This is a genomic window from Vagococcus coleopterorum (assembly GCF_011303955.1).
In the GTDB taxonomy this organism is placed as follows: domain Bacteria; phylum Bacillota; class Bacilli; order Lactobacillales; family Vagococcaceae; genus Vagococcus_D; species Vagococcus_D coleopterorum.
Map to the genome: position 1 here is coordinate 932,913 of NZ_CP049886.1, position 11,999 is coordinate 944,911.

An 11,999-nucleotide genomic window follows, 5' to 3' on the forward strand; every position below is an offset into this window, starting at 1 on the left:
GTTAGTTAGTATAACAAATAAATAAAAAATAAAGGAACCTAGATAATATTTCTTAATCTTAATTTAATAGACTTCGGAACTATCAAAGAAGAAGGCGTGTCAATTTGAATTGTCATTGCGGGTATGGTACAATACTTATAGAATGATACTTGAGAAAGAGTGAGCGCCCCGCGCTCACTCTTTTTGATGAAATAGGTTAAGTATCGAGAAGGAGGGGAATTACTTGAGTAGTGTTGTGGAAACTGTAACAACAGTTGTTACACCAATCACTGACGAATTAAAATTTGAGGTTGTTGAGGTGGAGTTTGTAAAAGAAGGCCAAAATTGGTTTCTAAGAATTTACATTGACAAACCAGGTGGGATTGATATTGAAGATTGTGCAGTAGCTAGTGAAAAAATTAGTGAAGCTTTAGATGCCATGAATCCAGATCCGATTCCGCAAGCATATTTCTTGGAAGTGTCTTCGCCTGGTGCAGAGCGTCCTTTGAAGAAAGAAGAAGATTTTGTAAATGCGTTGGAAGAATATGTTCACGTGTCGTTGTATACAACGGTTGAAGATGACAAACAATTCAACGGTTATTTAAAAGAAGTGACACCAGAAACCTTAACTTTAACAGTTAAGATTAAAACACGTGATAAAGACATGACTTTTGAACGTAGCAATATTGCAAAAGCGCGCTTAGCGATTAAATTTTAAACAATTGAAAACAATGGAGGCATAATAAAATGAGTAAAGAAATGTTAAATGCTCTTGAAGCCCTAGAAGTTGAAAAAGGGATTTCAAAAGACATTGTCATCGAAGCACTTGAAGCAGCATTAGTGTCAGCATACAAACGTCACTATGGCCAAGCGCAAAATGTTGAAGTGGAATTTGATTCTAAAAAAGGTAAAATCCATGTCTACGGCGTGAAGGAAGTCACTGATGAAGTGATGGATTCACAACTAGAAATCAGTTTAGAAGAAGCTCTAAAAATTAATGGTGCTTATGAAGTAGGGGATACAATCCGTTTTGAAGTAACACCAAAAGATTTTGGACGTATTGCAGCACAAACAGCTAAACAAGTTGTATTACAACGTGTTCGCGAAGCAGAACGTGAAATCGTCTTTAATGAATTTTCAGCTTACGAAAATGAAATCATGCAAGGGATTGTAGAACGTCAAGACAATCGTTACATCTATGTAAACTTAGGAAAAATCGAAGCGGTACTTTCTCGCCAAGATCAAATTCCAAATGAAGTTTACCATGCACATGATCGTATCCGCGTTTATGTATCAAAAGTAGAAAATACATCAAAAGGCCCTCAAGTATTTGTTAGCCGTAGTCACCCAGATTTATTAAAACGTTTATTTGAACAAGAAGTACCTGAAGTTTACGATGGTATTGTTGAAATCGTCAGCGTTGCTCGTGAAGCAGGCGATCGTGCTAAAGTAGCAGTTCGTTCACAAGACCCAAATGTTGATCCAGTTGGAACATGTGTGGGTCAACGTGGTCAACGTGTTCAAGCAATCGTTAATGAACTTAAAGGTGAAAACATGGATATCGTTGAGTGGAATGAAGATCCAGCAATCTACATTGCAAATGCTTTAAACCCAGCTCAAGTTGTGGATGTTCAGTTTGATGAAAGCCAAAAAGCTTGTACAGTTGTGGTTCCTGATTATCAATTATCATTAGCAATTGGTAAACGCGGACAAAATGCTCGTTTAGCTGCTAAACTAACAAACTTCAAAATCGATATTAAATCTGAATCAGACATGGCAGAGCTTGGTAATCAAGTAGAAGCTGTTGAAACTGATGAAGAAGTGAGTAACGAAGAAGCGTAAAGAAGGGTGGCGAAATAGATGAAAGAACGAAAAGTTCCCTTAAGAAAATGTGTTGTTTCAGGTGAAATGAATCCTAAAGGTACAATGGTTAGGATTGTTCGCTCAAAAGAAGGCGTTGTTTCAATCGATCCTAGCGGTAAAATGCCAGGTCGAGGTGCTTACGTTACTATTGAGCCGACGATTGTCCAAAAAGCCCGTGATAAACAATTATTTGATCGAGTATTAAAAGCTAAGGTAGAAGATAGTTTTTATCAAGAGTTAATGGATTATGTATCCCATCAAAAAGCAAGACAGGAATTATTTGCAAATGACAAATAAGGATAAGATTTTAAATTTACTAGGGATGGCAATGAGAGCCGGTAAAATCGTTTCAGGTGAAGAATTAACAATAAATGACATTCGCTCAGGCAATGCCAAAATTGTCTTTGTAGCCAACGATGCAAGTCCCAATACAATAAAAAAAATCAATGACAAGAGCAGCTATTACCAAGTTCCTTGTAGTAGCGAGTTCTCACAAATGGAATTAAGCAATGCTATCGGTCGTAGCCGAATGATTATCGGTGTATGCGACAAAGGCTTTGCTAAGAAATTCCAGGAGTTATTGATGACATAGGAAGGTGATTGAATGAGTAAGAAAAGAATTTATGAATTCGCAAAAGAAATCGATCAATCGAATAAAGCAATCGTCGATAAAGCCCAATCACTAGGTATGGATATTAAAAACCATATGGGGTCAATTAGTTCTGAACAAGAAAAACAATTAAAAGCAGCCTTTAAAGGAGGAGCAAAACCAGCTCCTAAAGGAAATGCTAAGCCAGCAGTTAAACCTGCTGAAAAACCAGCGTCACAAAGACCAAATGCGGCTCGTCCAAACTTTGATACGTCTGAAAGACCAGCGTCACAAAGACCAAATGCAGCTCGTCCAAACTTCAGTGCAGATGAAAGAAAAGTTGCACCCAAACCAGCAGCAAAACCTGCTGAAAAACCAGTACAACAAAAACCAGCTGCACCGAAACCAGCTGCTAAGCCAACTGAAAGACCAGCACAACAAAAACCAGCTGCGTCTAAACCAGTAGCTAAACCAGCTGAAAAACCAGCGCAACAAAAGCCTGCTGCATCTAAACCAGCAGCTAAGCCAGCTGAAAGACCAGCACAACAAAAACCAGCTGCGTCTAAACCAGCGCAACAACAAAATCGTCCAGCTCAAAATCAAAACAATCGCCCAGCACAGGGACAAAATCAAAACAATCGCCCGGCACAAGGTCAAAACCAAAATGCTCGTGGTGGTCAACAAGGTGGACAAAACAACCGTGGTGGACAAGGTGGCTACCAAGGTCGCAGTAATAACAACTACCGCCCAGGTGGACAAGGTGGTTATCAAGGACGTAACAACAATCGCTTTAATAAAAAAGGGCGTAAGAAACAATATCCAGCTTCAAACAAACCTGCTGTACCAGCACGTAAGTTTAAAGAATTACCAGAAGTGTTAGTTTACACAGAAGGTATGAACGTTGCTGAAATCTCTAAAAAAATCTACCGTGATCCAGCTGAAATCATCAAAAAATTATTCATGATGGGTGTTATGGTTAACCAAAACCAAGCCCTTGATAATGATACGATTGAATTATTAGCTGTTGAATATGGTATTGAAGCAGAAGAAAAAGTAGCAGTTGATGTGGCTGATATTGATAAATTCTTCGAACCAGAAGCAATTGAAGAAGGCAACTTACAAGAACGCCCACCAGTTGTGACAATCATGGGTCACGTTGACCATGGTAAAACAACATTATTAGATACGTTACGTAATACTAAAGTAACTGATGGTGAAGCCGGTGGTATCACTCAACATATTGGTGCTTACCAAATTGATGTTGATGGTAAAACAATTACTTTCTTAGATACACCAGGACATGCTGCTTTCACAAGTATGCGTGCACGTGGTGCAAGTATCACTGATATTACCATCTTAGTCGTAGCAGCAGACGATGGTGTTATGCCACAAACTATTGAAGCGATTAACCATGCTAAAGCTGCAGATGTGCCAATTATTGTAGCGGTTAATAAAATCGATAAACCAGGTGCTAACCCTGAAAATGTTATCGGTCAATTGAGTGAACATGGTCTTATTCCAGAAGCTTGGGGTGGCGATACAATGTTCGTTAATATCTCAGCTAAAAACAATGAAAACATTGATGAATTATTAGAAAATATTGTTTTAATTTCTGAAGTGCAAGAATTAAAAGCTGATCCAACGCAACGTGCAATTGGTAGCGTGATTGAAGCGCGTCTTGATAAAGGAAAAGGAACTGTTGCTACATTACTAGTTCAACAAGGTACGCTACGTGTTGGTGATCCTATCGTAGTTGGTAATACATTTGGTCGTGTTCGTACGATGACAAATGATATGGGTCGTCGTGATAAAGAAGCTGGACCAGCAACACCAGTTGAAATCACAGGTTTAAATGATGTGCCACAAGCCGGCGATCGTTTTGTAGTCTTTGAAGATGAGAAAACGGCTCGTGCAGCAGGTGAAGAACGTGCCGCTCGTGCACTATCAGCACAACGTAATACCAACACAGTTGTAACGTTAGATAACTTATTTGATAGCTTGAAAGATGGCGAAATCAAAGATGTTAACGTGATTATCAAAGCTGATGTACAAGGTACAGCTGAAGCATTATCAGCCAGCTTACAAAAAATCGAAGTTGAAGGTGTGCGTGTTAAAATCGTTCACTCAGCAGTTGGTGCCATCACTGAAAGTGATATCACACTAGCTTCTGCCAGTGGGGCAATTGTTGTCGGATTTAATGTCCGTCCAACCATTCAAGCTCGTCAACAAGCTGAACAAGATGAAGTTGATATTCGTTTACACAGTATTATCTATAACGTGATTGATGAAATTGAAACAGCTATGAACGGTTTATTAGAACCTGAATATGAAGAAGTGATTACTGGTCAAATGTTGATCCGTGAAACTTATGCTGTTTCTAAAGTTGGAACAATCGGTGGTTGTTATGTTACCGATGGTTCAATCAAGCGCGATGGTGGTATCCGCTTAATTCGTGATAACATTGTTATCCACGAAGGTAAGCTTGCCAGCTTGAAACGTTTCAAAGATGATGCGAAAGAAGTAAAAATGGGATTTGAATGTGGTGCGATGATTGAAGATTACAATGACATCAAAGTTGATGATGTGATTGAAGGATTTGAAATGGTCGAAATTAAACGTAAATAATCCAAAAAATCGGAGGGATTGACATGGTTAAATATCGTGATCGTAAAGTTGCGCAAGAAGTGCAACGAGAAGTTAATGATATTCTTCAAAAACGTGTCCGTGATCCTCGTGTCCAAGACGTGACTATTACAGACGTTCGTGTGACAGGTGATTTACAACAAGCAACGATTTACTATAGTATTTTATCTGATAAAGCTTCTGAGCTTAAAAAAGCGCAAGAAGGATTAGATAAAGCAACAGGCTTAATTCGTAAAGAGTTAGGCCAACGCTTAAGAATCTATAAAACGCCTGAATTAATTTTTGAGCGTGATGAATCAGTTGCTTACGGAAGTCGTATTGATGAATTAATCCGTAACTTAAACAAAAATGATTAATCAAAAAGCCTAGAGAAATCTAGGCTTTTTTTGTGTCATAAATCAGTCAAAAATGGTTGGTTATGCTATAATGAACGAGTTATTAGAAAAAGATGCGAGGTCGAAAAAATGGATGGCATTTTACCCCTATGGAAAGAACGTGGCATGACTAGTCATGATTGCGTTTTTAAATTAAGAAAAATATTAAAAACAAAAAAAGTGGGCCATGGTGGCACGCTTGATCCGGATGTCGATGGTGTTTTACCAATTTGTATTGGTAAAGGGACCAAAGTGATTGAGTACATTCAAGATAGTGGCAAAACCTACATTGGTGAGATTACTTTAGGATATAGCACAACGACTGAAGATGTTAGTGGTGAGACAGTAGAGGTTAAGGAAGTAACAGAAGTTCCTACTCTTGCTGAAATTGATCAAGTGATGAAATCAATGGAGGGAACCATTACCCAAATTCCGCCAATGTATTCAGCTGTTAAAGTGAATGGCAAACGTTTGTATGAATATGCTCGTGAAGGGCTTGAAGTTGAACGACCTGTACGAACAGCTGAAATTGAGTATTTTAAACGAACATCAGAACCAGTCTTTAATGAAGGTAATAAAACAGTCTCTTGGCGTTTTGAAGTGGGTTGTGGCAAAGGAACTTATGTCCGCACCTTAGCTGTTGATACGGGAGCTAAAATGGGTTACCCAGCACACATGTCTGATTTAACAAGAATTGGTAGTGGTGGCTTTGTAGCGGGAAACTGTTTAACCTTAGATCAAGTGGCTGCTAAAATGACAGCAGAAGAACTAGACTTCTTAGCGCCAATTGAACAAGTCATGACAATGTTCCAAAGAATTGATTTAACTGATAGCCAATATGCTATTGTGAAAAATGGTGGGTTCCTTGAATTAGCAGCATTTCCTGAGCTGATTCATGATCAGTTAGTATCAGTTTATTATAAGGAGTTATTAGTAAGTATTTATGGGCAACACCCACATAAAGAAGCCTTCTTAAAACCGATTAAAGTTTTACGAAATGGTCAATAAAAGGAGTAGTCAAATGGAAGTTATTGAATTACATCATCCATATAAACAAGATCAAATACCAACTGGAGAAGTTGTCTTAGTTTTAGGGTTCTTTGATGGTGTTCATCGTGGACACCAAGAAGTCATTAAACGCGGTCGTGAAGCAGCAGAGAAAAAAGGCTTAAAACTAGCTGTCATGACCTTTAATCAACATCCGTCAATTGTTTTCAAAAAAATTGACCCACAAACGATGACATATTTAACGACAGTGGAGCAAAAAAGTCAGCATATGGAGGACTTAGGTGTTGATATTTTATATGTTGTTGAATTTACGTCAGCCTTTGCTAGCTTATCACCTGATGAATTTGTTGATCAGTATATGCTGGGCTTACATGCCGATACGGTTGTAGCAGGATTCGATTATACCTATGGACCAAGAGATATTGCGACAATGACAAATCTACCCAAGTATACTAATGGTCGTTTAGAAATTATTTCTGTCCCTAAACAAACAGAAGCAGATACGAAGATCAGCTCTACGGCAATCAGAGATTTAATGGAAGCTGGAGAAATGGAGAGAGTCTCAGAATTTCTAGGATATCCCTATACAATGGAAGGAACAGTCGTTCATGGTGATGCTAGAGGTCGTACCCTAGGATTCCCGACAGCTAATATCAAAGTGCCGGGAATGTCACGGATGCCAAGAACAGGGGTTTATGCAGTGAAAATTCAAGTAGCTGGGAAATGGTATAGCGGCATGGCTCAAATTGGTCGCAATATTACTTTCGAAGCTAACCGTGATGTGACAGTGGAAGTTAATATTTTAGACTTTAGTCAAGATATTTACGGTGAACAGGTTGCTGTCGAGTGGCATCATTATTTGCGTGATGAGATAAAATTTGATGGTATTGAGGGATTAGTAGCTCAGTTGAAACAAGATCAAGTAGACACAGAAACTTATTTCTCTGAAAGAGAGGCATAATATGACGTCAGCTTATATTCACATCCCATTTTGCGAACATATCTGTTATTACTGTGATTTTAATAAAGTCTTTTTAAAAGGCCAACCAGTTGATGAATATATCCAAGAGGTCATCAAAGAAATGCATTTGAGCATGAAGAAATACCCAACGGATCGTGTTGAAACAATCTATATTGGTGGCGGAACGCCAACGTCTTTGACCGCCAAGCAGTTAGATGCGTTGCTAAAAGGGGTTCGCGAAGAACTACCTTTTATTGATGGAGATGAGTTCACTGTAGAGGCCAATCCTGGAGATTTAACAGCTGATAAATTGGCAGTCATGAAAAACTATGGTGTTAACCGTTTATCAATGGGAGTTCAATCTTTTGATGATCGTTTGTTGAAAAAAATTGGACGCAAACACTCTGCTCAAGATGTCTTTGATACGATGAAGGTAATTGACAAATCAGGGCTGACAAATGTCAGCATAGATTTGATTTATGCACTACCAGGGCAAACATTAGCAAATTTCGAAGATACCTTAGACAAAGCAATAGCCTTAGACTTACCTCATTATTCTATGTATTCATTAATCTTAGAAAACAAAACTATGTTTAATAACTGGGCACGCCAAGGTCGATTGAACCTTCCAACTGAAGACGAAGAAGGGGATATGTTTGAGCTTGCTACCCGCAAGATGGAAGCTGCGGGTCGACCTAAATATGAAGTGAGTAATTTTGCTTCGCCAGGTTTTGAAAGTCAACACAATCTAGTGTATTGGAATAATGATCATTACTTTGGAATAGGTGCTGGAGCAAGTGGTTATGTAGGAAACGAACGTTACCGTAATCATGGACCAATTCAACATTACTTAGAACCGTTGAGAAATAATCAACTTCCAGTTATTGAAACAGAAACACTGATGCTAAAGCAAAAAATGGAAGAAGAAATGTTTTTGGGTTTACGTAAAATCAAAGGAATTTCAAGAGAACATTTTGCATCACGATATAACCAGACATTAGATAGTGTCTATCAATCGGAAATTAATGATCTATTAGCGGATGGTTTATTGCAAGAAAAAAATGGTTTTATTTCCTTAACTGATAGAGGGATGATTTTAGGCAATACCGTCTTTGAAAAGTTTATTAAATAAAAAAGCTAGGACTCATTGTCCTAGCTTTTTTTCTTCTATTATATAAAGACCCCAATTCCTAATAAAATAATAGCTAAGGCACCAATAGCTAACATAATAGGAGTTACAAATTTTAACCACTTATCGAAAGATATGTTTACCATAGCAAGCGATGCAAGTACTAGACCTGTTGGAGCAATGAATGCGATAATCCCTTGTCCCCAGTTGTAGGCATCAACAATTAAGGCGCGATCAATTCCAACAACATCGGCTAGAGGAGCCATTACTGGCATTGAAAGTACAGCTAACCCTGATGATGATGGAATAAAGAAACCTAATAAGATATAAACAAAGAATAAAACCGTTGTGAAGACAACCCCTGTCATGTGGGAAACACCACTACTTAACCATTGCATTAGAGTGTCACTGATTTTAGCATCTTCCATAATAATAGTTACGCCACGTGCTAAGGCGATGACCAATGCGACTCCAAGTAAATCAGAGGCGCCTGCTATAAATTCAGAAACAAATGACTTTTCACCTAAGCCACTAATAGCTGCCATAATGAATGTAATGAATAAGAATAAAGCTGATATTTCATCAAATCCCCATGCATAATCTTTGACACCGAACACCATGACAACAAATCCAAGAGCGAAAATAGCCAACATGATTTTTTTGCGAATATCAAATACGGGCGCTTCTGCTTGACTATCTTTTGTTAAAAATTGCGCTTCTAATTCTTCTTTTTGATCAAAGACTAATGAATGCTCAGCATTTTTTCGAACTTTTTCTCCGTATCGGATAATGTATGCCATGCAAAGAACTAAAGCGAGAGTCAGCATGATTAGACGTAAACTCATACCTTGGGTAAAAGGAATTCCCGCTGTATCGGAGGCAATTACGACAGAGAATGGATTGACAGTTGAAGCCATTGTTCCGACGCAACTAGCTAAATAAATAGTGGCAATTGCAACTAAAGCATCATAGCCAGCAGCCATAAAAATAGGAACTAATATCGGATAGAATGCAACTGTTTCTTCAGCTAAGCCAAAGGTTGTTCCGCCAGCAGCGATTAAAACAGAGATGATGATGATTAACCATTTTTCCTTCCCTTTTAAACGTATTGATAGAGCGTTCATACCGGCATTGAATGCTCCCGTTTTATTAATAACACCAATAATGCCACCTAATATTAAAACAAATGTTATGATTCCGATTGAATCTGCTAAACCTTGAATAGGAGCATGGAGGAACTGTTTAAGTGCACCAAATGCATTTGGTCGTTTCTCATCGAGCTCTTGATAACTCCCTGGGATTGCAACGGGTTTTGAAATTGAGCCGTCTTCAAATTTAGCTAAATCAACTTTAATTTGATGATCATCAAGAACTTGTTGACTAGCTGATACGCGCTGAGCTTCTTGCTCATGTGTATCTGTAATCACAAATTCTTTTGTAGCGGGATCAAATTGAATTGTTTCAAACTTACCAGCAGGAATAAAATAAGTTAGAGCCATAACTAGTAATAAAACAATTAAAATGACCGTGTAAGCGGAAGGGAAACTAATCTTCTTTTTCTTCATAAAAACATCTCCTTTTCTGTTTTTTTATACACCTTTAGTATAAGATTCTTTTCGAGTAAGAGCAATGAATTATTTTGTTTTATAATGGAAAAAAGGTGAGGCTAGCACCGTTAAAACTAAGGTTAGCACTCTTTTTGTACGAGTGCTAAAAAATGAGTCTTATCTGTTGACATTAGTAGGTTACCTTGTTAATATAATAATTGTATTAGCAGTCGATAGTATCGAGTGCTAGAAAAATGAGGTGAGAAGAATGTTAACAGAACGTCAATTAAATATTTTACGTCTGCTCATTCAGACTTACACTTCAACTGGAGTGCCTGTTGGTTCTAAGACTTTGATGAATGAGGGGATTAAGGCAAGTTCTGCAACGATTCGAAATGACTTAGGTTTGCTCGAAGAGTTGGGCTTGATTGAAAAAACTCACTCGTCTTCTGGTCGTATTCCATCAGTTGAAGGTTATCGTTTTTATGTTGATAACTTACTCCAACCATTAACGGTTAGTTCTCGCGACTTATCGTTGATCAAAGGGTCGTTTGGTCAAGAGTTTAGTGCCATTGATGATATCATTAAGCGTTCAGCTGAAATTTTATCTGATTTGACAAGTTACACAGCTTTTTCTTTAGGTCCAGATGTTAAGGATCGCCGCTTAACAGGTTTCCGAATGGTGCCACTTAATAGCCAACAAATTATGGCAATTATTGTGACTGACAAAGGAAATGTGGAAAGCCAAGTCTTTAATATTCCGGAAGATGTTTCTAATGAAGATTTAGAAAAGATGATTCAGTTAATTAATGATACCTTAGTAGGAGAACCACTCTTAACGGTTTATCAAAAATTACGCACTGAAATTCCATTATTGCTGCAACAGTATTTCCATACACCAGCAGGCGTGATGAATCTTTTCAATGAAATATTAGGGCATGCATTTGAAGAAAGAGTCTATGTAGGTGGCCAGATGAATCTGTTAGACTTCGATGTCATGACAGATTTATCCCAATTTAAATCGGTTTATTCTTTAATGGATAATCCAGATCAGTTAACTGAGTTAATCAGTCCAGCTGATAGTGATATTGATATTCGAATCGGTCATGAAATAAACAACGATTTACTGGAAAACATGAGTCTGATTACAGCATCATATGATGTTGCAGGACATGGTAAAGGGACAATCGCCTTACTTGGACCAACGAATATGTCTTATTCGAAAGTATTAGGTTTAGTTGATGCTTTCCGTCAAGAACTATCACAAGAATTAACAGAATATTATCGCTTGCTTGATTATGATGGGCAAGAAGATTTAGAGGGGGAGACAAGAAGTGACTGAGAAAACAGAAGAAACAGTTGAAGAAGTGAAAACTGACGCAACGGAAGAAACAGCTGTTGAAGAGATGACTGAAGAAGTTATTGAAAAAACAGTTGAAGAAGAGTTACAAGAAAAACTAGATGAGATGGAAGATAAGTTCCTAAGAGCTCAAGCGGAAATGGCTAATGTTCGTAATCGTTCAATTAAAGATCGTGAAGCAGCAGCTAAATACCGTTCGCAAGATTTAGGGAAAGAATTATTACCAGCTATCGATAACCTAGAAAGAGCTTTAGCAATCGAAGTAACAGATGAACAAGGCGAAAGTTTGAAAAAAGGTATTGAGATGGTAATGGAAAGCATGCTACATGCTTTGAAAACTTCTGGAATCGAAGAAATCCCTGCAATGGGTGAAACATTCGATCCAAATCTTCATCAAGCAGTTCAAACAGTTCCACTTGAAGATGGTCAAACAGCTGATCAAATCGTTCAAGTGTTACAAAAGGGTTATATTTTACATGATCGTGTCTTAAGACCGACAATGGTAATGGTAGCTCAATAAAAAAATATAAAATAAACTAACATATA

The 11,999-nt window shown here is 37.9% G+C and carries 11 protein-coding genes and 1 pseudogene; 11 read left to right on the forward strand and 1 reads right to left on the reverse strand.

Annotation, left to right across the window (positions count from 1 at the left end; translation table 11 throughout):
* Positions 1-223 precede the first annotated feature (223 nt).
* From rimP to hemW, 9 genes and pseudogenes are all read left to right on the forward strand, one after another.
* Positions 224-697: a ribosome maturation factor RimP gene (gene rimP / locus G7081_RS04650; RefSeq protein ID WP_166007794.1), complete on the forward strand. Its 474-nt coding sequence runs from the start codon at positions 224-226 to the stop codon at positions 695-697.
* Positions 698-726: 29 nt separating this feature from the next.
* Positions 727-1,812, forward strand: a pseudogene (nusA, locus tag G7081_RS04655) (transcription termination factor NusA); the annotation flags it as partial.
* A 27-nt stretch (positions 1,813-1,839) separates the two neighbouring features.
* Entirely contained in the window at positions 1,840-2,139 is a 300-nt protein-coding gene (gene rnpM, locus G7081_RS04660; protein WP_166007796.1) for an RNase P modulator RnpM, read from the forward strand.
* Positions 2,129-2,434 (forward strand): YlxQ-related RNA-binding protein, encoded by a 306-nt coding sequence (locus G7081_RS04665; RefSeq protein WP_166007797.1) that lies wholly within the window; start codon positions 2,129-2,131, stop codon positions 2,432-2,434. The genes rnpM and G7081_RS04665 overlap by 11 nt, the downstream gene beginning before the upstream one ends.
* 12 nt (positions 2,435-2,446) lie before the next feature.
* Positions 2,447-5,056 (forward strand): translation initiation factor IF-2, encoded by a 2,610-nt coding sequence (infB, locus tag G7081_RS04670; RefSeq protein WP_166007798.1) that lies wholly within the window; start codon positions 2,447-2,449, stop codon positions 5,054-5,056.
* A 23-nt stretch (positions 5,057-5,079) separates the two neighbouring features.
* Complete coding sequence (rbfA, locus tag G7081_RS04675) at positions 5,080-5,430, forward strand: 30S ribosome-binding factor RbfA (protein WP_166007799.1); 351 nt, start codon at positions 5,080-5,082, stop codon at positions 5,428-5,430.
* Between the two features lie 108 nt (positions 5,431-5,538).
* Positions 5,539-6,456: a tRNA pseudouridine(55) synthase TruB gene (gene truB / locus G7081_RS04680; RefSeq protein ID WP_166007800.1), complete on the forward strand. Its 918-nt coding sequence runs from the start codon at positions 5,539-5,541 to the stop codon at positions 6,454-6,456.
* Positions 6,457-6,469: 13 nt separating this feature from the next.
* Entirely contained in the window at positions 6,470-7,417 is a 948-nt protein-coding gene (gene ribF, locus G7081_RS04685; protein WP_166007801.1) for a riboflavin biosynthesis protein RibF, read from the forward strand.
* 1 nt (position 7,418) lies between these two features.
* A complete protein-coding gene (hemW, locus tag G7081_RS04690; RefSeq protein ID WP_166007802.1) occupies positions 7,419-8,549 on the forward strand; it encodes a radical SAM family heme chaperone HemW in 1,131 nt (376 codons plus the stop codon).
* A 38-nt stretch (positions 8,550-8,587) separates the two neighbouring features.
* Here the strand turns inward: hemW and G7081_RS04695 are convergent, their stop codons facing one another.
* Positions 8,588-10,111, reverse strand: coding sequence for a YfcC family protein (locus tag G7081_RS04695; protein ID WP_166007803.1), 1,524 nt, complete (start codon positions 10,109-10,111; stop codon positions 8,588-8,590).
* Between the two features lie 250 nt (positions 10,112-10,361).
* Here G7081_RS04695 and hrcA point away from each other — a divergent pair, with 250 nt between their 5' ends.
* Positions 10,362-11,435, forward strand: a complete 1,074-nt coding sequence (gene hrcA / locus G7081_RS04700) for a heat-inducible transcriptional repressor HrcA (RefSeq protein WP_166007804.1) — start codon at positions 10,362-10,364, stop codon at positions 11,433-11,435.
* A complete protein-coding gene (gene grpE / locus G7081_RS04705) occupies positions 11,428-11,973 on the forward strand; it encodes a nucleotide exchange factor GrpE (RefSeq protein WP_166007805.1) in 546 nt (181 codons plus the stop codon). The genes hrcA and grpE overlap by 8 nt, the downstream gene beginning before the upstream one ends.
* The last annotated feature ends 26 nt before the right edge of the window (positions 11,974-11,999 follow it).

Coding starts and splice junctions, on each gene's coding strand:
- rnpM (WP_166007796.1), top strand. CDS start 1,840: ATGAAAGAACGAAAAGTTCCCTTAAGAAAATGTGTTGTTTCAGGTGAA.
- truB (WP_166007800.1), top strand. CDS start 5,539: ATGGATGGCATTTTACCCCTATGGAAAGAACGTGGCATGACTAGTCAT.
- rbfA (WP_166007799.1), top strand. CDS start 5,080: ATGGTTAAATATCGTGATCGTAAAGTTGCGCAAGAAGTGCAACGAGAA.
- hrcA (WP_166007804.1), top strand. CDS start 10,362: ATGTTAACAGAACGTCAATTAAATATTTTACGTCTGCTCATTCAGACT.
- hemW (WP_166007802.1), top strand. CDS start 7,419: ATGACGTCAGCTTATATTCACATCCCATTTTGCGAACATATCTGTTAT.
- G7081_RS04695 (WP_166007803.1), bottom strand. CDS start 10,111: ATGAAGAAAAAGAAGATTAGTTTCCCTTCCGCTTACACGGTCATTTTA.
- infB (WP_166007798.1), top strand. CDS start 2,447: ATGAGTAAGAAAAGAATTTATGAATTCGCAAAAGAAATCGATCAATCG.
- ribF (WP_166007801.1), top strand. CDS start 6,470: ATGGAAGTTATTGAATTACATCATCCATATAAACAAGATCAAATACCA.
- G7081_RS04665 (WP_166007797.1), top strand. CDS start 2,129: ATGACAAATAAGGATAAGATTTTAAATTTACTAGGGATGGCAATGAGA.